The 25,198-nt window shown below is 65.2% G+C and carries 18 protein-coding genes; 7 read left to right on the top strand and 11 right to left on the bottom strand.

From position 1 onward, the window contains the following. The first annotated feature begins 333 nt into the window (after window positions 1-333). Entirely contained in the window at window positions 334-1,536 is a 1,203-nt protein-coding gene (locus tag CRO39_RS02340; RefSeq protein ID WP_097120244.1) for an amino acid aminotransferase, read from the top strand. 263 nt (window positions 1,537-1,799) lie between these two features. On the opposite strand, the gene CRO39_RS02335 is transcribed toward CRO39_RS02340, so the two are convergent. Further along, entirely contained in the window at window positions 1,800-2,885 is a 1,086-nt protein-coding gene (locus CRO39_RS02335; RefSeq protein ID WP_097120243.1) for an ABC transporter ATP-binding protein, read from the bottom strand. Between the two features lie 381 nt (window positions 2,886-3,266). Here CRO39_RS02335 and glk point away from each other — a divergent pair, with 381 nt between their 5' ends. The 3 genes from glk (at window position 3,267) to CRO39_RS02320 (ending at window position 7,454) form a co-directional block, all read left to right on the top strand. Beyond that, window positions 3,267-4,274, top strand: a complete 1,008-nt coding sequence (glk, locus tag CRO39_RS02330; RefSeq protein WP_097120242.1) for a glucokinase — start codon at window positions 3,267-3,269, stop codon at window positions 4,272-4,274. Window positions 4,275-4,705: 431 nt separating this feature from the next. Beyond that, entirely contained in the window at window positions 4,706-6,616 is a 1,911-nt protein-coding gene (edd, locus tag CRO39_RS02325) for a phosphogluconate dehydratase (protein ID WP_097120241.1), read from the top strand. Window positions 6,617-6,797: 181 nt separating this feature from the next. Beyond that, window positions 6,798-7,454 carry a bifunctional 4-hydroxy-2-oxoglutarate aldolase/2-dehydro-3-deoxy-phosphogluconate aldolase gene (locus tag CRO39_RS02320; protein WP_097120240.1) on the top strand — a complete coding sequence of 219 codons (657 nt, stop codon included), beginning with the start codon at window positions 6,798-6,800 and terminating at the stop codon, window positions 7,452-7,454. A gap of 120 nt (window positions 7,455-7,574) precedes the next feature. Here CRO39_RS02320 and CRO39_RS02315 read toward each other — a convergent pair whose 3' ends face one another. The 10 genes from CRO39_RS02315 to CRO39_RS02270 form a co-directional block, all read right to left on the bottom strand. Then, window positions 7,575-8,261, bottom strand: a complete 687-nt coding sequence (locus CRO39_RS02315; protein WP_141400684.1) for a hypothetical protein — start codon at window positions 8,259-8,261, stop codon at window positions 7,575-7,577. 57 nt (window positions 8,262-8,318) lie between these two features. Continuing rightward, the gene (locus CRO39_RS02310; protein ID WP_097120238.1) at window positions 8,319-11,465 is read right to left on the bottom strand and encodes a discoidin domain-containing protein; all 3,147 of its coding nucleotides are present in this window, start codon (window positions 11,463-11,465) and stop codon (window positions 8,319-8,321) included. Between the two features lie 128 nt (window positions 11,466-11,593). Continuing rightward, window positions 11,594-12,415 carry a carbohydrate ABC transporter permease gene (locus tag CRO39_RS02305; RefSeq protein WP_097120237.1) on the bottom strand — a complete coding sequence of 274 codons (822 nt, stop codon included), beginning with the start codon at window positions 12,413-12,415 and terminating at the stop codon, window positions 11,594-11,596. Then, window positions 12,412-13,290 (bottom strand): carbohydrate ABC transporter permease, encoded by an 879-nt coding sequence (locus CRO39_RS02300; RefSeq protein WP_097120236.1) that lies wholly within the window; start codon window positions 13,288-13,290, stop codon window positions 12,412-12,414. The genes CRO39_RS02305 and CRO39_RS02300 overlap by 4 nt, the downstream gene beginning before the upstream one ends. Further along, the gene (locus tag CRO39_RS02295) at window positions 13,287-14,627 is read right to left on the bottom strand and encodes a sugar ABC transporter substrate-binding protein (RefSeq protein ID WP_097120235.1); all 1,341 of its coding nucleotides are present in this window, start codon (window positions 14,625-14,627) and stop codon (window positions 13,287-13,289) included. The genes CRO39_RS02300 and CRO39_RS02295 overlap by 4 nt, the downstream gene beginning before the upstream one ends. 7 nt (window positions 14,628-14,634) lie before the next feature. Beyond that, a complete protein-coding gene (locus tag CRO39_RS02290; protein WP_097120234.1) occupies window positions 14,635-16,209 on the bottom strand; it encodes a glucoamylase family protein in 1,575 nt (524 codons plus the stop codon). 128 nt (window positions 16,210-16,337) lie between these two features. Continuing rightward, entirely contained in the window at window positions 16,338-19,301 is a 2,964-nt protein-coding gene (locus CRO39_RS02285; RefSeq protein ID WP_097120233.1) for a TonB-dependent receptor, read from the bottom strand. A gap of 91 nt (window positions 19,302-19,392) precedes the next feature. Then, the gene (locus CRO39_RS02280; protein WP_097120232.1) at window positions 19,393-20,430 is read right to left on the bottom strand and encodes a LacI family DNA-binding transcriptional regulator; all 1,038 of its coding nucleotides are present in this window, start codon (window positions 20,428-20,430) and stop codon (window positions 19,393-19,395) included. Window positions 20,431-20,610: 180 nt separating this feature from the next. Next, window positions 20,611-20,880 (bottom strand): BolA family protein, encoded by a 270-nt coding sequence (locus CRO39_RS02275; RefSeq protein ID WP_097120231.1) that lies wholly within the window; start codon window positions 20,878-20,880, stop codon window positions 20,611-20,613. After that, on the bottom strand, window positions 20,877-21,176 hold the full coding sequence (locus tag CRO39_RS02270) for a YciI family protein (protein ID WP_097120230.1): 300 nt from the start codon (window positions 21,174-21,176) through the stop codon (window positions 20,877-20,879). Before CRO39_RS02270 ends, CRO39_RS02275 begins: the two co-directional genes overlap by 4 nt. Window positions 21,177-21,543: 367 nt before the next feature. On the opposite strand from CRO39_RS02270, the gene CRO39_RS02265 reads away from it, so the two are divergent. From CRO39_RS02265 to CRO39_RS02255, 3 genes are read left to right on the top strand one after another with little or no spacing between them, the layout of a single operon-like run. Further along, a complete protein-coding gene (locus tag CRO39_RS02265) occupies window positions 21,544-22,449 on the top strand; it encodes a segregation and condensation protein A (protein WP_097120229.1) in 906 nt (301 codons plus the stop codon). Between the two features lie 38 nt (window positions 22,450-22,487). Next, entirely contained in the window at window positions 22,488-23,393 is a 906-nt protein-coding gene (scpB, locus tag CRO39_RS21135) for an SMC-Scp complex subunit ScpB (RefSeq protein WP_244904248.1), read from the top strand. Then, a complete protein-coding gene (locus CRO39_RS02255; protein ID WP_097120228.1) occupies window positions 23,390-24,988 on the top strand; it encodes a pseudouridine synthase in 1,599 nt (532 codons plus the stop codon). Before scpB ends, CRO39_RS02255 begins: the two co-directional genes overlap by 4 nt. Window positions 24,989-25,198: the final 210 nt, after the last annotated feature.

Here is a 25,198-nt window from a genome sequence, read left to right as displayed (position 1 = left end):
TGACGGTTCCGGCGCTATCCCGGCCAGGTTCTGTCCAGCCGCGGCACGGCCGCATTGCCCCGCTACGGTAGTGCCGACCTGTGGGCATCGGCCGCTGCGGTGATGTCCCACCGCGGCGGTCGCGGATCTCCGGCAGAGCTGGACTACCGGGTTCCGGCGCCGCTCCGATGGCCGGCATGGCGAATATTCCGATTCGGCCCGCAACACAGGTTGAAGATTCCGCGCCTGCCGCCGTATCCGGGAGATTGCCGCCGCCGCCGGCGCGGCATGCCTGCTACGATTGGCGGGTTTGAATCCTCCCCACTTTCCACTCCCACCACGGGCCCCAAAGACGTGTCTCAATTTGCATCTGTCGAAATGGTTCCAGGCGATCCCATCCTGGGACTGACCGAGGCTTACAACGCCGATCCCCGCCCCGGCAAGGTCAATCTGGGCGTTGGCATCTACTACGACGAACAGGGCCGGATTCCGCTGCTGCGCTGCGTCCGGCAGGTCGAACAGGCCATGGCCGCCGAAGCCAAACCGCGCGGCTACCTGCCTATCGACGGCCTGCCCGCCTACGATCTGGCCACCCAGAAGCTGCTGTTCGGCGCGCAATCGGCGGCGCTGGAAGCCGGCCGCGTGGTGACCTCGCAGACCATCGGCGGCAGCGGCGCATTGCGTATCGGCGCCGATTTCCTCAAGCGCACGCTGCCGCAGGCGAAAATCGCCATCAGCAACCCGAGCTGGGAAAACCACCGCGTGGTGTTCGGCACCGCCGGTTTCGAGGTCAGCGACTACCGCTATTACGACCCGGCCAGCCACGGCCTCGACTTTGCCGGCATGCTGGCCGACCTGGGCGCGCTGGAGCCGGGCACGGTCGTGTTGCTGCACGCGTGCTGCCACAACCCGACCGGCGTGGACCTGACCGCCGCGCAGTGGTCGCAGGTGGTGGCGCTGGTCAAGGAACGCGGCCTGCTGCCCTTCATCGATATCGCCTATCAGGGCTTCGACAAGGGTACCGACGCCGACGCCACCGCCATCCGCCTGTTCGTGGATTCCGGCATTCCGGCATTCCTGGTGGCCAGCTCATATTCCAAATCGTTCTCGCTGTACGGCGAACGCGTCGGCGCGCTGTCGGTGGTCGCCGCCGACCGCGACGAAGCCAAGCGCGTGCAATCCAACATCAAGCGCACCATCCGTTCCAACTACTCCAGCCCGTCCACCCACGGCGGCGCGATGGTGGCTGCGGTGCTGGGCAGTGACGAGCTGCGGGCGCAGTGGGAACAGGAACTGGGCGAAATGCGCGAACGCATCCACCAGTTGCGCGCAGGGCTGGTGAGCAAGCTGGCCGCACTGGGAGCGCCGGAATTCGGCTTCATCCAGCAGCAGGCCGGCATGTTCTCCTATTCGGGCCTCAGCAAGGCGCAGGTGGACCGGCTGCGCGAGGAATACGCCATCTACGCCATCGGCACCGGCCGCATCTGCGTGGCCGCGCTGAACAGCGGCAACCTGGACAAGGTGGCCGAGGCGGTTTACGCGGTCAGCCGCGGCTGAGTTTGCGTCCGCTTCATCGCAATACAGAAGGGAGGCGTCAGCCTCCCTTTTTGTTTGTACTTATGGAGAGTTCCGTCCTGCTTCTCTGTCACGAAGAAGGCCTGCGGTGTTTGGTCAACCTTGCCGAACGATGTCGACCACGGCGAGGAACGATCCTGTGGGAGCGACGTAAGTCGCGACTAACGAGTCCTTCAGGTTCCTGTCGCGACTTACGTCGCTCCCACAGCCGGCTTCAATGACCTGCCGCGCGTCCCCTGATTGGTTCAGCGCTCCAGCCGCAGCCCGCTGTCGGTATCGAAGTAATGCAGGTGGGCGCTGTCCAGCGCCATCGGCAACGACTCGCCTATGGCCGGCAGCGCGCGCGGGCTTACCCGCGACACCAGCGGCATGCCCGCCAAGTCCAGGTTGACGAACACCTCGTTGCCGACCGGTTCGATGACGTCGATGCGCGCGCTGAAGGCCGCATCGCCGCTGCCGTCCGGCTGCAGGTGCTCCGGCCGCACGCCCAGCGCGATGCGCCGGCCCAGCCAGCTTTCCGGCACCTGCGCCTGTCCCATCGGCAGGCCCGTGCCATTGTCCAGCCGCAGCCGCAATCCGTCCTGGCGCTGCAACACGCCGGTGAGCACGTTCATTGCCGGACTGCCCAGGAAGCCGGCCACGAACAGATTGGCCGGCCGTTCGTACAGCGCCATCGGCGTGTCGATCTGCTGGATCTGTCCGTCCTTCAGCACCACGATGCGCTGGCCCAGGGTCATCGCTTCGACCTGATCGTGGGTCACGTAGACCATCGTCGTGCCCAGTTGCCGGTGCAGGCGGGCGATTTCGGTACGCACCGAGTGGCGCAGCTTGGCATCCAGATTGGACAACGGCTCGTCCAGCAGGAATACCGACGGCTCGCGCACCAGCGCCCGCCCCAGCGCCACGCGCTGGCGCTGTCCGCCGGACATCTCGCGCGGCAGCTTGCCCAGCATTTCCGCCAGGCCCAGGGTCTGGGCGGCGGCGGCGATGCGCTTTTCGATGGTGGCCTTGTCGTGCTTGCGCAGCTTCAGGCCGAAGGCCAGGTTTTCCGCCACCGTCATATGCGGATACAGCGCATAGCTCTGGAACACCATGGCAATATCGCGGTCCTTCGGCGCCACATCGTTGACGACGCGTTCGCCGATGGCCACCGTGCCGGCGGAAATTTCCTCCAGGCCGGCGATCATCCGCAGCAACGTCGACTTGCCGCAGCCCGACGGCCCCACCAGCACCATCAGTTCGCCATCGCGAATGTCGAAACTGGCGCCATGGACGGCGACTTGGCCGTTGCCGTAGACCTTGCGGACGTTGTCGAGTCGGACGCTTGCCATCTGTTCTCCCGGTCGGGCTGCCGCCCCGGTTGCGAGGTGTTGTCGAGCCCTGCCGCCGGGCCCTCCCGTGACAGTTGGCGCATACGTATACATGCGCGGCGCCGGCCTCCCGTTTCAACGTCCGGGAAGTTGGGCTATTCTGCCATGTAATCGTTTTCACGGCACAACCCGCCCTACCTTCCGCATCATCTGGCGAACGGCGATGGCGGCTGACGGCACGGATGCGGAGACTGCCGGTCTGCCGCCCGGGCGGGCGCGCACGCTATCATCCGGCAGCCTCTCCCACCCCAACGGCCGGTCGGCCAATCAATCAGGACCCCAGACGCGCATGCCCCGCAACAGCTCCGCCCGCCCGGCTTTCCGACTGAAGAAGTACTCCGCGTGAGCAGCGCCAAACGTACCCTGCTGGCCGACATCGGCGGCACCAACGCGCGTTTCGCACTGGCCGACCTCCAGGCCGCCACGCCCTTGCTGGAAGAAAGCGTCCGCGGCTTTGCCGTCGCCGATTTCCCGTCGCTGGCCGACGCGGCCCAGCATTACCTCGACGAGCCGTCGATCAAGGACCTGGGGGTTTCGGTCAAACACGGCGTATTCGCTGTCGCCGGCCGGGTCGATGGCGACGAGGCCCGCATCACCAATCATCCCTGGGTCATCTCGCTGTCCCGCACCCGCAGCGCGCTGGGCTTCGACGATATCCGCCTGGTCAACGACTTCGCCGCGCAGGCCATGGCCATTCCGTTGCTTGGCCAGGCCGATGTGGTCTCGATCGGGAGCGCCGGCTGGGTGCCCGGCCCGCCGGCCACCACCCGCACCTACGCCGTCATCGGTCCCGGTACCGGCTTGGGAGTGGGCGCGCTGCTGATTCGCGACGGCAAACGCATTGCGCTGGAAACCGAAGGCGGCCATGTCAGCTTTGCGCCCGGCACGCCGCAGGAAATCGAGATTCTGCAACAGCTTTCCGCGCAATACGGACGCGTTTCCATCGAGCGGCTGATCTGCGGCCCCGGCCTGGTCAACCTGCATCGGGCGCTGTGCCAGATCGCCGGCGAGGATCCCGGCAACCTGCAACCGGCCGACGTGACGGCGCGCGCCCTGGCCGGCGATCCGCGCGCCGGCAACGCGATCGACGTGTTCTGCGCCGTGTTTGGTGCGGTCGCCGGCGATCTGGTGCTGACCCTTGGCGCGTGGGACGGCGTGTTCCTGACCGGCGGGCTGACCCCGAAGCTGCTGCCCTCGCTGCAGCATTCCGGCTTCCGCCAACGTTTCGAACACAAGGGGCGCTTCTCCGCAACGATGGCGCGCATCCCCACATTGACCATCGTCCACCCGCGTCCCGGCCTGCTGGGCGCGGCCGCGATGGCGGTGGAAAGTTTCGGCTGCAACGACTGAACCGCCACGCGACGCTGTGAAGCGCCGCCACAGCGGTGGATGATGCGGGAGCGGCTTCAACAACCGCGACCATCCGCGGCAGGAGCGTCGCGGCCGGTTTTCAACGGCCCAATGGCTGGTCGGCCGCTTCCGCGAAACGAGCGGCCATTTGCGCGCCGGATCGGCAACAGGCCCTACTGGTCTTGCTTTGGTCACTTCCCATGCCGGTGCAAAGCCAGTAGAACGTGCGCATGCTTTTGCTGTCGTCGTTTCCTTTGCTCTGATCCGCTTTCTTCCCGCCCCAATCGCACGCACTGCCGCGGCCCGACGGCCGCAGGCGCATGCGCCGATGGGTGCGGTTGCACGTTCGGCATGAACGGTTTGCGATCCCGGCACCGGCAAGCGCGACGATTTAGGCGCAAAATTACCCTTTCGCAGTCCAGCCGACGCCAATGAGCCTGCATCCCCGCATCCAAGAAATCACCGAACGCATCCGCCAGCGCAGCGTGCCGTTGCGCCGCGCCTATCTGGAAGGCATCGAGGCCGCGCACCGCGAAGGTCCCAATCGCACGCGCCTGAGCTGCGGCAATCTGGCCCACGCCTTCGCGGCCTGCGGTCCGACCGACAAGGGCCGCCTGCGCGCCGATGTGACCCCGAATCTGGGCATCATCAACGCCTATAACGACATGCTGTCGGCGCACCAGCCGTTCGAACACTATCCCGAACAGATCCGCGCGGTGGCGCGCGAACTCGGCGCCACCGCACAGGTCGCCGGCGGCGTACCGGCGATGTGCGATGGCGTCACCCAGGGCCGGCCCGGGATGGAACTGTCGCTGTTCTCGCGCGACAACATCGCCCAGGCCACGGCGATTTCGCTGAGTCACGACATGTTCGATGCGGCGCTGTACCTGGGCGTCTGCGACAAGATCGTGCCGGGCCTGCTGATCGGCGCGCTGGCGTTCGGCCATCTGCCGGCGGTATTCGTACCGGCCGGCCCGATGACGCCGGGCATTCCCAACAAGAAGAAGGCAGAAGTCCGCGAACGCTACGCCGCCGGCGAGGCCACCCGCGAGGAACTGCTGGAAGCCGAGGCCGGCAGCTATCATGCCGCCGGCACCTGCACCTTCTACGGCACCGCCAATTCCAACCAGGTGCTGCTGGAAGCGATGGGCCTGCAACTGCCGGGCACTTCGTTCGTCAATCCCGATCAGCCGTTGCGCGATGTGCTGACCCGCGCCGCCGCCGAACGCGCATTGCGCATCACCGCGCTGGGCGGCGATTACCGTCCGATTGGCCGCCTGATCGACGAACGCGCCATCGTCAACGCGATGGCCGCCTTGATGGCCACCGGCGGCTCGACCAACCACACCATCCACTGGGTGGCGGTGGCGCGCGCGGCCGGCATCGTGCTGACCTGGGACGATATCGATCTGATTTCGCAGACCGTGCCGCTGCTGGCTCGCGTCTATCCCAACGGCGAGGCCGATGTGAACCGCTTTGCCGCCGCCGGCGGCACCCAGTTCGTGTTCCGCGAATTGCTGGAAGCCGGACTGATGCACGATCTGCCCACCATCGTGCCAGGCGGCATGCGCGCCTATTGCGACGAACCGCGTTCGCACGACGGCAAGCTGGACTATGCGCCCGGCCTGGCGATCAGCGCCGACGAAAACGTGGTGCGGCCGGCATCGCGACCGTTCGAGGCGCAGGGCGGATTGCGCCTGCTGCGCGGCAACATCGGCCGCGCGTTGATCAAGACCTCGGCGGTCAAGCCGGAATACCGTTTCATCGAGGCGCCCGCAGTCGTCGTGGATGACCCGCGCGCGCTGAACAAACTGCACGCGGCCGGCGTGTTGCCGCAGGATTTCGTGGCGGTGGTGCGCTACCAGGGTCCGCGCGCCAACGGCATGCCCGAGCTGCATTCGCTGGCGCCGCTGCTGGGCCTGCTGCAGAACCAGGGCCGCCGGGTTGCGCTGGTCACCGATGGCCGCCTGTCCGGCGCGTCGGGCAAGATTCCCGCCGCCATCCATCTGACCCCGGAGGCCGCGCGCGGCGGCCCCATCGCGCGCCTGCGCGAGGGCGATATCGTGCGCCTGGATGCCGAGGCCGGCACACTGGAAGCGCTGGTGCCGCTGGAGGAATGGGACGCGCGCGAGCTGGCACCCAATACCACGCCGGCTGCGCTGGATCTGGGCCGCAACCTGTTTGCGATCAACCGCGATGTCGTGACACCGGCCGACCAGGGCGCGCTGTCGATTTCCTGCGGCCCGCCCTTCCATGACGGCACCTGGGAATACGATTCGGAATACGAACTAGGCGATGCCGCGCACGCGGCCGAAGCTCCGCATGAGGCCAAGGATGCCTGATGTCGCGAGCGGCAAGCCCTATGCTGCGCCGATTGTCGATTGTGGGAGCGACGTAAGTCGCGATGCTTTGTCTGAAAAAAACGGAAAGCATCGCGACTGACCGGAACCGGCATGCCGGTTCCACTCCTGCAAAAAGCTACCCATTCAACTTGAAATCTCCCGTCCTCCAAGAAACCCTGCCATGACCATCGAAGCCCGCCAGCAGAAAGCCGAATCCCTCCTCCGTGCCGCCGGCATCCTGCCGGTGGTCACCGTGCATACGCTGGATGAAGCCCGCAAGGTGTCCGCCGCGCTGCTGAAGGGCGGCCTGCCGGCGATCGAACTGACCCTGCGCACGCCGGTGGCGATGGAAGCGCTGGCGATGCTGAAGCAGGAACTGCCGGACATCGTGATTGGCGCCGGCACCGTGCTGAGCACCGATCAGATCGAACAGTCCATCGCCGCCGGCGCGGATTTCCTGGTCACGCCCGGCACCCCGGCCGCGCTGGCCGAAGCGCTGGCCGCCGCACCGATTCCGGTCGTACCCGGCGCGGCCACGCCGACCGAACTGCTGTCGCTGATGGCGCATGGCTTCCGCGTCTGCAAGCTGTTCCCGGCTTCCGCAGTCGGCGGCCTGGCGATGCTGAAAGGGCTGGCCGGGCCGCTGTCGGATCTGAAGATCTGCCCGACCGGCGGCATCACCGAAGACAACGCCGCCGACTACCTGTCGCAGCCCAACGTGGTCTGCATCGGCGGCTCCTGGATGGTACCCAAGGCCTGGCTGGACGCCGGCGACTGGGACAAGGTGACCGAGAGTTCGGCCAAGGCCGCCGCCATCGTCCGCAAAGTTCGCGGCTGATTCCTGCATTACCTGTTGGTTGTAGGAGCGACATAAGTCGCGACGGACTGCCGGGAAAGCTTCATCGCGACTCACCGGCACCGGCATGCCGGTGCCACTCCCACATATGACAGGTTTCTATCAGCCACGCATCAGCATCAACGCATAGCCATCGCGGCGCCAGCAAAGCGCCTGCAACACGAACCAGCCGACCAGCAGCAGACCAAGCTGCCACTCCAACACGTTCTCGATGCGGTCGCGCAAATCCGCATCGGCAACGAATGCCGACGCCGCCACGTTCGTCACGCCCAGCGCCAGCATCGCCACGCAGATGCCCTGCATGCCCCGGGCTAGACCGCCCCGCAGGCGGCCGCTGCGCATCGCCAACTGCATGAACAGCAACTGCGCCAGGAATCCGCAGCCGAAATACAGCACTACGCCGTAGCGGCGCAGGAAGCGGTAGGCTTCGCCTTCCGTGCCCAGGAAGGTCGCATACAACGCGAGCGCCAATGCGGATATCGTCCCCAACGCGAACAGAATGCCTCGATTGAGCGGCATCGCACGCTCGGAATCGCGAAACCAGCAGGCGGCCAACCACCAGTTGAGCGCGTGCAGCAACGCGCAAGGCAGCACCGCCAGCCGGAACAGGTGATTGCCCAGCCCATGCCGGGCGGCGCGACTGACCGAGGTACAACCTTCCCAATAGGGATTGCAGGCCGGGATATGTCCGTCCAGCACGGACAGCCACCAGGCCAGATGCACCGCGAACAGGAACAGCAGTGCGATGCACAACGGCAAAGGCCACAACGCGAATTTCGCACCGGGCACGGCAAACCTGGGCGTCGGCAGCGGAACACTCCGCTGCCGATAGCATAACCGCTACATTCAGGGCACGGCGACAGTCACTTCGGCTGGCAGCGATACGATGCGCAACTCGCCCTGCTTCCACTCGGTCGGCTGGCCGTTGATGCGAGCGTCGCCCGGCGGCGTGGCGAACGGCCACGGCAGCACCAAACCGCCCGCCGGCAATTGCAGGCCGTCGGCCACCGTCAACCGCAGGCTGCCTGCTTCGCGCCGCAGCGAGTAGCCCAGCCGGCCGTAGGGCGTACGCAAGTCGCGGATGGCGATGCCCTCATCCAGCCAGCTGACCGGAATACCCGCCGCCAGCACGATGCTGTCGTCGATTTCGCGTACGTAGGCGAACATGTCCAGCGCCGAGCGCACGAAGTCCGAGCCGACCCAGGCATGCGGCAGGTCGCCCAGGAAGAATGGCTTGCGCGGCGTCTTCGAAACCACCTCGCCCCATTGGTTCCACGCCCGCGGCGCGCGGTCGTCGAAGAAATACTCCACCGCTTCCCAGGCGCGCTCGCGCCAGCCCAGCCGCACGAACGCGGCGACGTTGCGCCATTCGTAGGGCGTGTAGTCGTTCCATTCCAGCCGGCCGTCGCGGCGGTCGAGGAAGCGCTGCCAGTAACGCTCGAACGTATTGTTCAACAATTCCGCCGGCAACCTGCCCTGCTCGCCGCCCGGGGCCAGCCCGATGGTGGTCGAAGTGGCATCGAAATCGCCCAGCTCGGCCGCACCGGGCAGGTAATCGATGCCGTGCAGGCGCGCGGCGGCGCGCAGTGAGGCATCCAGATCCTCGCGAAACTGGTCGCGCGAAACCGCCATCCGGCGGGCATCGGCCGGCTTGTCCAGCGCCTGCGCCACTTCCACCGCATCCTTGTATCCGCGCAGCGCCCAGAAATTGTCCCAGTACGAATGCATCGGCTTGGCCGAGTAACCTTCGTGGCTGATCGAGGCCGGCATCATGCCGTAGAACGCCTCGTTGACCGCACGATTGGCCTCGGTGCGTTCGCTCAGGCGCAGCTTTTCCATGTAGTCGTATGCGCCGCGCACATGCGGCCACATCCGATGCAGCATGGCCCGGTCGCCGCTGTAGCGGTAGTACTCGGCGATGTTGAAGATCAACTCGCCATGGCTGTCGTTCTCCGGCACCGGGTCGCTGCCGCGATCGTCCACGCAGCACGGCACCATGCCGTCCTTGAATTGGTAAGGCGCATACCAGGTGACGTAGTCGCGGACCACATCCTCGCGCCCCATCCGCAGCAGGCCTTCGGAGATCATTGCGCCGTCGCGAATCCAGCTGCGCGCGTACGAGCGCGTGCCCGGCTGCAGGCGCGGTCCGATGCGCGAAATCAGCATATGCGCCAGCGATGTGCGCAAGGTATCGACCAAGGCCTGCCCTTGCGCCGGCACCTCGAACCTCACCTTGTCCAACTGGCTGCGCCAATCATCGGCCACCGCTTGCTGCAAGGCATCGGCGTCCCAGGCTGCAGCGGACGCCGGCAGCGGACCATCCATTGGAATCAGCAACGACACTTCCCACGACTGGCCCGGTTGCAGACGCAGCCGGTACTCCATCGCCGCCGAGGCCAGGCCGGTCGGATCGTTGACCTGTACAGTCGTGCCAGCTCCCGCCACCGTCTCATAAGGCAACAGGCCGGCATCGAAACTGCTGACCTGCGCGTTGTCCGGCAACCGCGACGCGAACACCCGCGGTTGCCCGTCTACCGACAGCACGCTGCCGTCAACGGCGAGCGCATGCAACGGACTGACGCCGCCGATGGTGTTGAGGAACTGGCTGGGCGGATTGACCTGGAACGGGCGCGCGGCCAGCAGCAGGGAATACTCGCGCACCTGCTTACCGGTGTTTTCCAGGCGGTAGCGCGCCAGCAGCCGCGAGTCGCCGCGCCGGCCTTGGGCGAATGCGGTGATGCGCAAACCGAAATCCGGATGCCGCCAAGCGACGCTGGGCAGCGGCAGATAGCCGTCCTGCAGCGATTGCGTGGCCTCCACATCGGCCCAGTTGACCAGCCTGCCATCGATCCGCACGAACGGCTCGATGGTGAAACCGCCCTTGCTCGTTTCGACCGCGCCGTCTTCGCCAATCAATCCCTGCTCATTGCCGCCATCGATGCCCAGGATGGTCCAGTACGGCTGCTGACCGCTGAATCCGCGGGGGAATCGTCCGCGCGGCGCATCGACGGCCAAGGCCTTGATGAAATCGTTGGGGTGGGCGGAGAACGCCAGCGGTTGCACCTGGATCTCGGCCAGGCCGAACGAGGCCAGCGGGCCTTCGGCCAGCAGCAGGCGGATATAGCGCGCCTCCGATTCCGGCAACGCCAGATAGTCGGTGCCACCATTGCCATCGGCCACCGCGCGTACATCGCGCCACTGGCGGCCGTCGTCCGACAACTGCACCAGGTAGGCCGAAGCGTGCTCGCCGGCTTTCCAACGCAGTTTCAGGCCTCCGAACTCGCGCAGCTTGCCCAGATCCAGCGTGATCTGCGGTTCGTCGGCGGCAGCGAAATCCGCGTGCCATGCGCTATGCGGATCGCCATCGACGGCATTGGCGGCGGAACTGCCGGTCAATGCGGTCGATGCGCTGGCCGAGCCGGTCAACGGCGAATGGTCGTCTTCCGGCAGCACCTGCAGCGTCAACTGGTCGAAGCACACCGAACCCTTGCCGCCAACCTGGTTGTAGATGGTGAATTCCAGCTTGGCGCTGCTGCGCAGCACGCGGTCGGGATCCGGCCCCCAGGCCTTGTCGATATGCCGACGCTTGTAGCGCACCTGCGTCCAGTCGCGCGGGTAGTCGTACCTGGGCCGGTTGACCCACCAGACGTTGTCGCCACTGGCGTCTATGACCTTGAACTGCAGATCGTTGCCCGGCGAGTCGCCGCGCAGCTGAAAGCCGAACGCGTAGTTCTGCGGATACTGCAGCGGCAGGTCGCGCTGGATACCGGCGTAACCGGACACGCCGTTGAAATCGTAGTCCAGGCACAGCGCTTTGCCCTGCATGCCGGCCACGCTGCGCAGCTCGCCGCTGACCTGGTTGGAGGTAACCACGCGCCAGTGCGAAGCGTCGCTGAAGTCATCCAGCAGCTGGGTTTCCTGCGCTTGTGCCGCAACGGTTACCGACGCTGCCGCAACACCGGATATGGCTGCTTTTCTGAACCACCTTGTCATATCGCCAGTTCGCTCTTTGAGTTTGCGGCCATCCCTGGCGCGAGTTGCCGGTTCCGGATACGCCGGCCCGGCCATCCATGACCCAGCGTTCGGACACGCGCGAGCCGACGGCTCGCAAGCGCGTGCGCTCACCCCTTGACGCTTCCCAGCAGCAGGCCCTGGATGTAGTAGCGCTGCAGCAACAGGAACAGCAGCAACACCGGCAGCACCGTCACCACCGCGCCGGCCATCATCAACTCGTAATCCATCACATGCTCGCGCGACAGCGACGCCAGCGCCACCGGCAGCGTCTGCATCGCGTCGTCGCTGAGGATGATCAGCGGCCACATGAAATCGTTCCATGCGGCCAGAAAGCTGAAGATGGCCAGCGTGACCAGGATGGGCTTCAGCCCCGGCAGCACGATCTGGAAGAAAATCCGCCATTCGCCGGCGCCGTCGATACGCGCGGCTTCCAGCAGCTCGTCAGGAATCGAGCGCGCGTACTGGCGCACCAGAAAGATGCCGAAGATTGCCGCCATGCCGGGAATGATGGCGCCGGCATAGGTGTTGACCAGTCCCATCTGCTTGAGCAGCAGGAACAGCGGCATCATCGCCACCTGCGCCGGAATCACCAGCGCCGCCAGCAACGCGCGGAAGGTGCGGTCGCGTCCACGGAAACGCAGCTTGGCGAACGCATAGCCGGCCATCGTGTTGAACAGCAGCGACAGCACCGTCACGCAACTGGCGATCAGCAGGCTGTTGAGCAGGTAGCGGCCCATGCCGGCGCGCACGAACAGTTCGCGGTAATTGTGGAGGGTCGCATCGGCCGGCACCAGCGGCGGCGGGAAATGCCCGGCTTCGCCGGTCTGCATGAAGGACACCGACAGCATCCACAACAGCGGTCCCAGGCTGACGATGGCCAGCAGCGCCAGCAGCGTATTGACCGCCACCGTGGCAAGGCGCGGCTTCATTCCACCCCCCGCCTGCGCGCGAACCACAGCAGGCCGCTGGTGACCCCGACCATCAGCACGAACAGCATGAACGCCACCGCCGACGCGTTGCCCAGGTTCCACCACTTGAAGCCTTCCTCGTACATCAGGTACAGCACGCTCTTGGTGCTTTCCAGCGGACCGCCCTGCGTCATCACATATGGCTCGGCGAACAGCTGGAAATAACCGGCCATGGTGAGGATACCGACCAGCAGCAATACCGGCCCCAGCATCGGCAAGGTGACGTGGCGGAACTGCGCCCAGCGCGAAGCGCCATCGATGCGCGCGGCTTCGTACAGGTCCTCCGGAATGCTCTGCAACCCGGCCAGGAAAATGATCATGTTGTAGCCGAAGTTCTTCCACACCGCGAACAGGATGATGGTCGGCATGGCCCAGGCCGGGTCGCCCAACCAGTCGATCGGATCGATGCCGACCGAGGACAGCCCCCAGTTCACCAGACCGTAGCGGGTATGGAACAGATAGCGCCAGATCACCGCCACCGCCACCACCGTGGTCACCACCGGCGCAAAGAAAGCGGTGCGGAAGAAACCCTTGAGCCGCCCCAGTTTGGAATGCAGCAGCAGCGCCGCGCCCAACGACAGGGCCACCGACAACGGCACCCCGACCAGCACGAAATACAGCGTATTGCCCAGCGACTTCCAGAACAGCGGCGTCTGCAGCAGCGTTGCGTAGTTGCCCAGGCCGACAAAGCGCAGATTGCCGATGTCGGCCAACGCGTAGATGTCGAAGTCGGTCAGGCTCAGCGCCAGCGCCGCCAACACCGGCAAGCCGAAGAACACCACGATCACGGTCAGTGCCGGTGCGGCGAACAGCCAGCCGGCGGTACCGGGCCTCATCGCGCGGCTCCCGCAGCCTGCGCCTGATCCAGCATCCAGCGCCGCTTTTCCAGGATGCGGTCCGCGCGCCGGTCCAGCTCTGCGGCGGCGGCCTCCACGTCGATGCGGCCGTTGGCCAGCGCCTCGCCTACCAGCCGCATCTCGGTGGCGATGCGTTCCCACTCCGGCACCTTGGGCGTGGGCCGGGCGCGCTCGAGCTGGTCGCGGAATGCCCGCGCGTGAGGGTCATTGGCCAGCGCCGGCGTTTCCCATGGCGAACGCCGCGGCGGCAGATTGCCGCTCAGCGCATGAAACCGCGCCTGGGTTTCCGGCAGAGACAGGTAGCGGATCAGCGCCCATGCCGCATCCTTGCGCTTGGAATCCTTGAACACGACAAAACTGGTGCCATTGGCCAACGAGGCTCCCGGCCCATCCGGGCCCGGCAACGGCATCGTCATCCAGTCGTTCTGCTGCCGGGCCGGCAGACGCTCCTTGAACTTGGCGATGTTCCACGGCCCGGAGATATAGAACGAATAGAAGCCCTTGCCGAATTCGTCCCAGACATTGGAAATCTGGTTGTTGGTCAGCACCGGCGCCCATTGCTGGTCGAACATTTCCTTGTAGAAGCCCAGCGTCCGCTTGAAACCGTCGCTGCGGAAATTGCCGTAGCGGCCGTCCTCGCGCAGCAGCGGCTCCGGTTGCTGGATAGCCAGGCTCAACAGCGGCTCGAACTCGTTGAGCGGCAGCAGGATGGCGTAGTTGTCCGGGCCGACCTCGCGCTTGATCGCGGCCATCGCCACCCGCCACTGCTCCCAGCTTTGCGGCAGCGTGTCCACGCCGGCCTTGCGCAGGATGTCGGTACGGTAGAACGGCAGCCGCGTTTCCACATACCACGGCACCGCATAGGTGACGCCGTCGATCACCCCGGTGTCCCAGGGACCGCGGTAATAGTCGGCAGCATCGAACCCCGGACTGGCAGCGATGCGCTCGTCCAGCGGATCCAGCGCGCCCAGCAGCGCGAACTCCGGAATCCAGGTATTGCCCAGCGGCGTGACGTCCGGCAGCGAATCGCCGGCGAATGCGGTCAGCAACTTCTCGTGCGCCGACAGCACCGGCAGCTTCTGCAGATTCACCTTGATATGCGGATGCTGCCGTTCGAACTCGGGAATCAGCCGGGCGACGATTTCGCCTTCGTAGCCCATCACCCAGAAGGTCACCGTTTCCCGCTGCTGCGGTTGCCTGCCGCAGGACGCCGCCAGGGATGCCGCCAGCAACAGGAGCAGCAGCTTCCAGCCGCCGTACCGGCTACTGCCGCGGCCGGCAAGCGAAAGCGTTCCGCGAAGGAAATTCGGCAACATGCGCTTGTCAGTTCTGCGGCTGCGGTCTGGGTGGCGGACTGCTGGTGCCGCGCGATTCGGCCGTACCCAGCGCGCGCGCCGCCGCCGCGTCCGGGTCCGCCGGAGACAGCTCCACGGGCTCGCCCGGCGGCGTCAGCCAGCCGCCCTTGAAGCCCGCCCGTTCCAGGCCGCGCCGGATATGCGGATTTTCCTTCATCACGTTCCAGACGAACTCGTTGCGGTAGTTGGTGATCATCGCCAGAATCGGCCCCTGATCGATGCCGATGTAGTCGCTGGACACCCAGCCGTTATCCGGCACCAGCCGCCCGGTCTTCAACGGAATGTCGTAGTCGAAACTGCGGTTGAACGAATCCAGGAAGCCATAGCTGGAATACAGGTACTCGCCAAAGCGGTTGTGCATTTCCTCGGTCGCCGGAATGACGATCTCCGGCGCGAACGGCAACGAAGCGATCGCCGCGGTCGGCGCGATGGTGCCATCGTCGAAGTTTTCGCGGAAGCCGGCTCCGCGCGCGGAATAATGGCGGAACGTCCGCTGTTCGCCTTCGTAGTCCTGCAGCGTCTGTTGCGGACCATCGCTTGCGGTCAGCCCCCATATGTTTTCGCCATAGTCCTTCCATTTCATCGGATTCTCGATGGCGTAGTTGCGTTGCGCGTAGGTGGCGCGGCGGCTGTTCTCGAAATAGTCGATGCCGCGTTCGCGCATGTAGTCGTCCTGGATGCCCCTGAAATCGATCCACACATGGCTGTACTGATGGCCGAAATGCGGGCCGAAGGTGAGGTATTCCTGTCCCTGGTAGACGCCCCAGAAATCGTTGTAGGTGCGCGTCCATACCTGCCACGCGTCCGGACTGACAGGATAGGTCGGCGATCCCATCGCCAGGATGTACAGCAGCATTGCCTCGTTGTAGCCCATCCAGTCGTGCGGGATGAACCCGCTTTCCGGAAACCAGCCCATCGATATCAACGGCTTGTTGACCTGCAGCCAGGGCCATTCCACGCGCCGGTACAGTTGTTCGGCCAGCTCGCGGATCTCCTTCTCGCGCGGGTCGTCGCGGTCGTAATAGGACTGCGCGAACAGCACGCCCATCATCAGCAGCGCGGTATCGATGCTGGAAAGCTCCACCCAGCTGTCGTAGCGGTGACCATCGCGCATGTCGAGAAAATGATAGTAGAAGCCGTGGTAGCCCCCCTTGCCTTCGCGCTGCGGCCCCTGCGGCAGCTGGCGGAAGAATTTCAAGGTGGTGAGCGTGCGGTCCACCGCCTGGGTGCGGCTAACCCAGCCGTTCTCGATGCCTATCGGATAAGCGGTCAACGCATAGCCCACCGACGCGATGCTGGCGAACGGCCGCGACGGATAGCGATCCGGCGTCAGCCCGTTGACCTCGTTGCTGGTGTCCCAGAAGAACTGGAAAGTCCGCCGCTCGATATCGCGGAACAACGGCGGCAGTTCCTGCTTGACCGGCGGCTTGGGCTGCTCATCGGCCTGCCCGGGCTCCGCTGCCGGCGCAGGCGCCTGCTTGGCAACCGGCGCCCTGGCCGGCTCTTCCTGCTTCTTGCAGGCCGTCAATGCGACCGACAGCATTCCGATTGCGAGCCATGCGAATACGGTCGTATGAGATGAGTTCTTCAAAATCGGGAACCTTTGGAGGAAACGTTGTCATCCGCTGCTTGGAAAAGCCGGCCGCTCCGCGGCAGCCGGCACTATCGCCGTTACCAGTTGAATCCGAATGAAAGTTTGAAAGTACGGGTCGTTGCAAACTGGCTGGTAGGTTTGCCGAGATTGGCGTTCGGCTCGCCCGGAGCGCCAAACCAATCGTCCCTGCCGTCATAGTTGACCCAATCGAAAACGTTCAGTACGTCGGCCCGGACATAGAAGCTGAGATCCGTACCGGTATCCCACGTTTTGGTCGCTGCCAGATCCAGTTGCTTGAAGCCAATCGTCCCATCAGGCGTGTAGTAGTCGATGAAACAGTCGTTCCAGCCCAGCAGGCAGTTGGTGCCTTGGCGCGGACTCGGTGAAGCAAGCACCAGCTTGCCGGATAACGTAATTCCCCAGAAGGCATCGTAGATGCCCGTGGCCACGAACCTGTGCTCAGGAACGCCAGTGGACGCCAGCCAGCCAAACCCGGAAAGGTCCGGGTAGTCGAATGCCCCACCGGAAGTCGTGTTGGCGTTCTGTTCGGCATCGGTGAAAGTGTAGGCAAGCGTGACGCCCCATCCGGAGGTCGCGGTGTAAGGCTTGTCCATCTTCAGGGACACGGAGTTGGCCTTGGTCTCCAGACCATTGGTTCCGATGATCAAGCGTCCAAAGCCAGGCACGCCGAAGGCAGCATCGTCCCATGGCGGCCCCCAAGTGGTGCCTGGCGCAAAGAAGTCCCCTCCAGGGCGGCGATTGCCAAGGAAGAACACAAGACCATCATGGCTTTCGATTCTGGACAGCGTGACTTCACTGACCCAGTCTCCCAACGCGTTCCTCATACCCAAGCTGAACTGGTCGGAGTAAGGCGTCTTGATGTCGTTGTGCATCACGTAGCGCTCCCCGCCCAGATTGGGGTTGTCGGCCACCAGTGCAGCCAGCACTGCGGGGTCGTAGTAGCTGGAATCCCACTCCAGGCAAGTCGGCTGCGAGGTGTCGCATTCATGGCCGCTAGTATTGAACGAATAGTTGTAAGCCGGGAACGAATGTTTCACCGTCTCAAGCGCCAATTGGCTGAAGAGATTCCGGTCGTAAGCGCGTCCTGCACCGCCGAATATGACGTGGCGCTGATCTGCGTTCAGATCATAGGAAAAACCGACACGCGGCTGCCAGGCATCCTTGAAATCGCTGCGATTGGAACCATTGGAGATGTAGTCCTCGATATTGATCCCGGACCCCGGCGCATTGATGTTCTCCCAGTTCCTCAGCGCCGTGGCGAAGTCATCCGGCGTCACGTAGTCGGTATAGCTGGGATTGGTTTCATAATCCCAGCGCAGACCGAGATTGAGGGTCAACTTGTCGTTGACTTCCCAATCATCCTGTATGTACAGACCCCATTGCTTGCCTTGGGTCGTGACGCTGCCGGTCCCTATTCCTGCCAACGGCGCTCCAAACCTCACCTGATAGGGGATTTCAACATCCTGATTGATATCGTAGCGGTATTGAGCGTTATAGGGATTTTGCTCCAGCGATGTGATTTCCACATCTTTGAACTTGAACCCCATTTTTATGATGTGGCTGCCTGCCCATTCGAATGCGTTCCAGGTCAGGTCGTTCTGAAAGCCCAGGCCCTTCTGACCCTTGTCTTGGTAGTCCGGCCCGCCTCCGGCCTCCAAGATCACTTGATTCTGATCGGCTGTGGTCAGCACATATCCCGGCCCGATGTTCGCTGCGCGAGGCTGCCAGGAGGCGTCTTCGTAGGTGACATGCAGATCGTTCAGGAACCGGCCGCCGCTGAATTGGTAGCGCAGGTCGATGCGGGTATCTTCGTTGTCCTTGTTGCTTCCGTACATGGCTGTGCGCGTGCCATCAAAGTTGCTGAACTCCGTTTCCTCGCGCACTTTCGCGCTCAACTCGACCAGATGGGAGTCCCCCGGCGTCCAGGTCAGCTTGCCGAAATACATGTCCTGTTTGAATGGAGCGCTGAAGGTGCCGACCAATGGTTGCAGGAAATCAGGCAACTCGCTCACTCGGCTGGCATAACCCTGCCCCGGAACAACAGCACGCGGTTGAACGTACTCCTTGGCCTCGTAGGCCAGGAAGAACTGCAGCCGATCACGGATGATGGGCCCCTCGAAAGAAGCGCCATACTGTTCCTCCTTGAACTCCGGATTCTCGCCGCTTTCTAACGGCTGCCGCCAATCGGTCGACGTCCTGTCCCAGAAGAAGCTGCCACCGAATTCATTGCTGCCTGAACGAGTCACGGCGGTAATGGCCGCGCTGCTGAGCTGGTCGTACTCTGCCTTGTAGTTCGACGTAATGACCTTGTACTCGCCAATGGCCGACTGCGGAAAAGGATTGCCGCGCGTGGAGTCCTGGCCGCTGATGCCGCCAGGCAGGACGTAGTTCTTCTGTCCCACGCCATCGATGAAGACATTGATGCCGTTCGCGCTTTGCGCACCAGAACGCAGGCGTGTAGAACCATCCGAGCCCTGTGTGAACTGCATGCCAGGCACCGTATCGGCAAAGGCTAGGAAGTTCCGAGTGCCCTGGGGCAGGGCTTCAATCTGCTTCTGCGAAATATAGGTGGCAACTTCAGAAGTTCTGGTCTCGACAAGTTGATCCGCCGTCACCCTCACCGTCTCAAGATCCGTCGTCGCGCCCGGCGCCGCCGTTTCCGCCACTCCGCCCACGCCAAGGTTCAGCGTCGCGGTCTGGCCGACCGCGACGGTCACCGTCCTGCTGGTGGTCTGGCCGGCCGCGGTGACGTCAATCCGGTAGCTGCCCGGCGGCAGGCCGCCCAGCGAATAGCCGCCATTGGCGTTGGCCTGCACGCTCCTGGTCAAACCGGTATTGATGTTGGTGGCCGTCACCCGCGCATCGGTGGCGGGTGCGGAATCGGCCATCACCTGGCCGCGGATGGTCGCGGCGGTGGACTGGGCCAGCACCGACGGTGCGGCCAGCGCCAGGCAACTGGCCAGTGCGCAAGTCAGCAGCTTGCGGTTCGGCCGGTGAATCCGGTTACGCGATTGCTTCATGACATTTCCCTCCCAAGGGATACAAGTCGGTGTGGCCAGTTATGTAATCGTTTACATCCAAGGACAAAAACACGGCGCCTCATCGGCGCATCTACTTTTTCGTGGGTTCCGGTTTCCGCGGCGGCGGTACGCTGGAATCGCGGACCATCAGCTCGGGGACCAGGGTCTGCGACGCCGCCGGCGTGGAGTCCCTGGCATCGATCGAGTGCAGGAGGCATTGCATGGCTCCGCCACCCAATCCGGCAATATTGACCTTCATCGTGGTCAAGGTGGGGTGAACGAAACGCGCCAGCGGAATGTCGTCGAAACCGGCCAGGGCGATATCGGCCGGCACCCGCAGGCCGGCCTGGTTGAAGGCGTAAAGACAGCCGAGCGCCATCATGTCGTTGGCGGCGAAAACCGCATCCGGACGCTCCTCGGCCTGCAGGATGCGCCTTGCCGCTTCGTAGCCGGAAGCTTCGTCGAAATCGCCCGGCAACTCCCAGGGCGCGGCATCCGGCAATCCCTTCTTCAATGCGTCGCGATAGCCGCGTAGGCGTTCGCGCGCATCGAAATTGTTTTCCGGGCCGCAAATGAAGGCGATGCGCCGGTGCCCGGCCGCAATCAGATGTTCCATCATCGCCACCGCACCGCCATAGTTGTCGATGCTCAGCACCGGGTAATCGGTGCCCGGCAGATTGGTGTTGATCAGCACGGCCGGCAGCGACGACGGCAGGTTGTCGGTCAGAAACCCCGGACGTTCGGAGTACGGCGACAGCACCAGCAGGCCGTCCACCCGCCCGCGCATCGCGCGTAGCGCCTCGCCCTGCTCTTCCGGCAGGCCGTGGTAGCTGGAGACCAGCAGGTGCTGGCGGTGCGCGCGGGCGACCTGGTCGATGCCGCGGATCAGTTCGGAAAAGAACTCCCCATACAGGTCCGGCAGCACCACGCCGATGGTCTGGGTGCGCCGGCTGCTGAGGCTGCGGGCGGCCGCATGCGGCTGGTAGCGCAGACGGTCGGCGGTGGCAATCACATGCTGGCGGACCGCCTCGGCGACATTGTCGTGGCCGTTCAGCGCGCGCGACACCGTGGCCACGGAAACCCGGGCCTCACGGGCAACATCCTTGATGGTGACTGCGGTTCGCGCCATCTACCGCCCTCCGCGGCTGTGACTGCTCTGGTGGCGCGGACTGTAAACGTTTTCATAACGCTCTGTAAAGCCAACCGGCATTGCGCCAGAAAATCCTTAATAATTAATGACTTGAAAGCCTTCCGGGGTCGAAATGGCTGCTGCGACGCAGCATCCCGGACCAGCAGGACAGCGGCGGTCCTACCTGGCCTCGTCCGGCGTCATGGCCTGTATCGACAGGGCATGGATGTCGGTGGTCATCATGTCCCCAAGTGCGGCATAGACCCGCCGGTGCCGGGCCAGCGTCGACAGGCCGGCGAAGGCCTGGCTGACGATTTCGACGTTGAAATGTCCGCGCCCGTCACGGGCTCCGGCGTGGCCGGCATGGCGGTGGCTGTCGTCCACGACCTCCAGCCGGGACGGGGCGAAGGCGTCCTGGAGCGCGGCACGGATGCGTTCGACCCGGCTCACGGCAATACCCGCCGGAAAGGCCGCACCTCCACCCGCGCGTACGCGCCGGCGACGGCATATGGATCGGCCTCGGCCCAGGCCCGGGCGGCCTCCAGCGAATCGAATTCGGCAATCACGATGCTGCCGCTGTAACCGGCCGGTCCCGGGTCTTCGGCATCGATGGCCGGACATGGGCCGGCCAGCAACAGCCGTCCCTGGTCGCGCAACGCGGTCAATCGCGCCAGATGCTGCGGCCTTGCCGCCAGCCGCCTGGGCAGGGCGTCGGGGGCGTCATAGCCTTCGATGGCGTACCACATCCGGCGTTCTCCATTGCTGATGGCGGCGGGGCCTGAATTGTACGTGCCCCTCCCGCCCGCCGGGTGCTGGACAGCGCGCGCGTCAGCGCTTACTCTTTGTCCCGTTGCACGGCCGGAAGCAGCGGCCCGTCCCGAACCGGCCCGCCCGCCGCCCTTCACGACGACCGATTCGCTGCCCCACACCGCCCGGGCCCGACCACCTCCCGCTGTCTGCCGCCGCAACGACTTCTGCGGCGTGCTTGCTTGTTGATGTACAGGGAATGCGTTCGCAATGGCGGCGCAGATTTCGTGCAGTGCCGGAAACGCGACGCCCCCACCGCGTGACGCCTGCCACCTACGGCTTGAGTAGCACTACGGCTTTCTTTTGATGAGCTCCGACCTCGCGCAAGACGCGAATCCACAAACCCAGCGCCAGTCCCCCCAGCAGCAGGAAATGCCGCTGGCGGTGGTGCATGGGCAGCCGGTGCTGCAGATCCCGCAGGATCTGTATATTCCCCCGGATGCGCTGGAAGTCATCCTGGATGCCTTCGAAGGCCCGCTGGATCTGCTGCTGTACCTGATCCGCCGGCAGAACCTGGACATCCTGGACATTCCGGTGGCGGAAATCACCCGCCAGTACGTGAACTACATCAATGTGATGCAGGAGCTGCGGTTCGAGCTGGCGGCCGAATACCTGGTCATGGCCGCCATCCTGGCCGAGATCAAGTCGCGGATGCTGCTGCCGCGGCCGGTGACCGAGGAAGGCGAGGAAGGCGACCCGCGCGCCGAACTGGTCCGCCGCCTGCAGGAATACGAACGCTTCAAGCAGGCCGCCGAAGACCTGGATGCCCTGCCCCGCCAGGACCGCGACACCACGCCGGTGCAGGCGCATGTGCCGGACCGCGCCTCGGTAAAACTGCCGCCGCCGGTGGAACTGCGCGAGATGCTGCTGGCGCTGTACGACGTGCTAAAGCGGGCCGAGCTGTACACCGGCCACGCCATCAAGCGCGAAGCGCTCAGCGTGCGCCAGCGCATGGGCGATGTGCTGACCCGGCTGGAAGACGGCCGGTTCCACCGCTTCGAGTCGATGTTCACCGCCGAGGAAGGCAAGCTGGGCGTGCTGGTGACCTTTTTGGCCATGCTGGAACTGGCCAAGGAGCAGTTGCTGGACATCGTCCAGGAAGCTCCCCTGGCGCCCATCTACGTCAAGTCGCTGGCGCTGAACAACACCAACGAGCCGCTGCAGTTCTCCAGCGAGTTCGACGATGGCGACGCCGCCAACGACGAAGTCTGACCCTTCCTACCGCAACCGCATCCGCAAGCCACTTCCGCATGGATCAAGCGTTGATCAATCGCATTGTCGAAGCCGCCCTGCTGGCGGCCACCCAGCCGCTGACACTGGCGCAACTGCATGGGTTGTTCCCCGAAGAACAGCCCGCTCCGCCCGGCAGCGTCGAACAGGCGCTGGAACAGCTGCGCGAAGCCTGCGCCGACCGCGGCGTGGAGCTGGTCGAGGTGGCGTCCGGCTTCCGCTACCAGGTCAAGGCCGACGTGCACGCCTGGGTCGCCCGCCTTTGGACCGAACGCAAGACCAAGTACACCCGCGCCACGCTGGAAACGCTGGCGCTGATCGCCTATCGCCAGCCCATCACCCGCGGCGAGATCGAACAGGTTCGCGGCGTGGCGGTCAGCAGCAACATCATCCAGGCGCTGGAAGAGCGCGAATGGATCCGCGTGGTCGGCCACCGCGACGTGCCCGGCAAACCGGCGCTATTCGGCACCACCAAGGGCTTCCTGGACTATTTCGGCCTCAAGCGGCTGGACGAACTGCCGCCGCTGTCCGAACTCAAGGACATCGGCGAACTGGAACCGCAGCTGCAACTGGATGACGCGCCGCTGCCGATCAGCATCGCCTCCGGCGATGGCCCCGCCGAAGACGCCGGCGCCGGTACGGAAGACCGGGCGGACGCTGGAGCCTCCGCAGACGAAAGCGGCGATGCCGGCGACGACAGCGCCAACCCGCAGGTCGCCGACGACAGCCTCGCCGACGGACAGCAGGAAGACGACCTCCGGCACAGCACCTCCACCGCCGGCGCCGAAGACGTTGCCGGCGATGACGGCCAGCCAAACGATACCGGCGAACCGGCCGGCGCCCCCCACCAAGACAACCCCACCCAAGATGACGACGCCGCCGATTCCGATGAGGAAAGCCGGGCACCGTCGGAGCAGAATCAATGAGCACTACCCCCCGTAACAAACTCTCGCTCAAGCGCGATGGCGCCGATGGCGGCGAAACCACCGCCAGGCTGGAAGAGCGCCTGCACAAGGTGCTGGCGCAGGCCGGCCTGGGCTCGCGGCGCGCGCTGGAACAGCGCATCGCCGATGGCCTGGTCAAGGTCAACGGCGAAGTCGCGCAGACCGGCATGTCGGTCAAGGGCGGCGACCGCATCGAGCTCGATGGCAAGACCTTTGTCGCCAGCGCGCTGACCGAACCGTCGCGCGTGCTGATCTACAACAAACCCGAAGGCGAAGTGACCACGCGCGAAGATCCCGAAGGCCGCCCGACCATTTTCGAAGCGCTGCCGGCCTTGAAGGGCGCGCGCTGGATCGCCATCGGCCGCCTGGACATCAACACCACCGGCCTGCTGCTGCTGACCACCGACGGCGAGCTGGCCAATGCGATGATGCATCCGTCCTACGAGGTCGAACGCGAATACGTGGTGCGCGTGCGCGCGCCGGAAGGCCAGGAAACCGTACCGGACAATCTGGTCGACCGGCTGCGCCGCGGCGTGGCGCTGGAAGACGGCCCGGCCAAGTTCGACGAGGTCGAGCGCATCGGCGGCACCGATTCGCATGACTGGTTCCGCGTGGTGGTCAAGGAAGGCCGTAACCGCGAAGTGCGCCGCCTGTGGGAATCGCAGGGCTGCCAGGTCAGCCGGCTCAAGCGCACCCGCTACGGCAAGGTCGCGCTGCCGCAGCCGCTGCTGCGCGGCCAGTCGCAGGAACTGTCGGATGCGCAGGTCGAAGCGCTGCGCAAGGAACTGGGCCTGGAAGACGGCGCGCCGGCCGCGCTGACGCTGCAGCCGGTCATCGGCCAGCGCAAGGCCGCCAAGGCGACCGTGCATGTTTCCCGCGACGGCCGCAGCCAGGCTTACGTCAACGGCCACAACGTCGCCGACGAAGGGCGCGAACTGCGCCGTTTCGATCATGTGCGCGAAGACCGTGGCCGTGGCCGCGGCAAGAAGCCCCATGGCGGCCTGACCGTCAGCGGCGAAGCGGCGGCCAAGCAGTCGCAGAAACCGTTCAAGTCGCGCCCCGCCAAGGGCCCCAAGCCGCTGCCCGATGGCAATCCGGCCGCGTTCCGCAGCTGGTATGTGCCCGAAGGCGTGGACACCGGCCCCAGCGGCCACCGCAATGCCGGCCCGCAAGGCCCCAAAAAGCCCTATGGCGGCAAGCCGGGCGGCCGCCCCGGGGCAGGCGCCAAACGCACCGGCTCGCCCTATGGCGAACGCGGCCAGGGCGGCGGCGGTTTCGGCGGCGATCGCTTCGGCAATGACCGCAGCGGCTTCAACGCCGAACGCGGCCCGCGCGGCGCGCAGGGACAACAGCGCAGCGCAAAGCCCTACGGCCATCCCGGCAATGCCCCCAGCTTTCCCTCCGACCACGCCAACCCCGGTTTCAGCCCGTACGGCCAACCGCGCGGTCCGCGGCCGCAGGGCCGCCCGGGCGGCGGCAACCGGCCGCAGCACACCGGTCCGCGTGGCCCCCGCGGGCCGGGCGGCCGCCCCGGCGGCGGCAACCGCGGTCCGCGCGGCGGCGGCCAGCACGGTTGATACCGGCACAGAAAAAGAGCGCTCCGGCGCTCTTTTTCTTTTGTGCAGCTCTCGCAGGAGCCGTGCCGGCACGGGTGAATCGCGAGCACCTGCCGGTTGGCCGCGCGCAGCCATCTTGTTCGCATCCGGACGCGCTGCGGCGCGTTGGTCATCATGCGATCGAACCGTCGTCGCGGCGCGGTCGGACGCATTGAGCAGGATCAAGGCCGG

This window comes from Pseudoxanthomonas wuyuanensis, assembly GCF_900215535.1.
Lineage (GTDB): Bacteria > Pseudomonadota > Gammaproteobacteria > Xanthomonadales > Xanthomonadaceae > Pseudoxanthomonas_A > Pseudoxanthomonas_A wuyuanensis.
The sequence above is the reverse complement of the archived record's forward strand: the minus strand, read 5'-3'. Positions and strand labels throughout refer to the sequence as shown.

Bases quoted from the DNA above. Each gene is read 5' to 3' on its own strand.
- scpB (WP_244904248.1), top strand. From the start codon at position 22,488: ATGGATCAAGCGTTGATCAATCGCATTGTCGAAGCCGCCCTGCTGGCG.
- CRO39_RS02295 (WP_097120235.1), bottom strand. From the start codon at position 14,627: ATGTTGCCGAATTTCCTTCGCGGAACGCTTTCGCTTGCCGGCCGCGGC.
- CRO39_RS02335 (WP_097120243.1), bottom strand. From the start codon at position 2,885: ATGGCAAGCGTCCGACTCGACAACGTCCGCAAGGTCTACGGCAACGGC.
- CRO39_RS02290 (WP_097120234.1), bottom strand. From the start codon at position 16,209: ATGCTGTCGGTCGCATTGACGGCCTGCAAGAAGCAGGAAGAGCCGGCC.
- CRO39_RS02300 (WP_097120236.1), bottom strand. From the start codon at position 13,290: ATGAGGCCCGGTACCGCCGGCTGGCTGTTCGCCGCACCGGCACTGACC.
- CRO39_RS02280 (WP_097120232.1), bottom strand. From the start codon at position 20,430: ATGGCGCGAACCGCAGTCACCATCAAGGATGTTGCCCGTGAGGCCCGG.
- CRO39_RS02265 (WP_097120229.1), top strand. From the start codon at position 21,544: ATGAGCTCCGACCTCGCGCAAGACGCGAATCCACAAACCCAGCGCCAG.
- edd (WP_097120241.1), top strand. From the start codon at position 4,706: ATGAGCCTGCATCCCCGCATCCAAGAAATCACCGAACGCATCCGCCAG.
- CRO39_RS02310 (WP_097120238.1), bottom strand. From the start codon at position 11,465: ATGACAAGGTGGTTCAGAAAAGCAGCCATATCCGGTGTTGCGGCAGCG.
- CRO39_RS02255 (WP_097120228.1), top strand. From the start codon at position 23,390: ATGAGCACTACCCCCCGTAACAAACTCTCGCTCAAGCGCGATGGCGCC.
- CRO39_RS02270 (WP_097120230.1), bottom strand. From the start codon at position 21,176: ATGTGGTACGCCATCGAAGGCTATGACGCCCCCGACGCCCTGCCCAGG.
- CRO39_RS02285 (WP_097120233.1), bottom strand. From the start codon at position 19,301: ATGAAGCAATCGCGTAACCGGATTCACCGGCCGAACCGCAAGCTGCTG.
- CRO39_RS02305 (WP_097120237.1), bottom strand. From the start codon at position 12,415: ATGAAGCCGCGCCTTGCCACGGTGGCGGTCAATACGCTGCTGGCGCTG.
- CRO39_RS02320 (WP_097120240.1), top strand. From the start codon at position 6,798: ATGACCATCGAAGCCCGCCAGCAGAAAGCCGAATCCCTCCTCCGTGCC.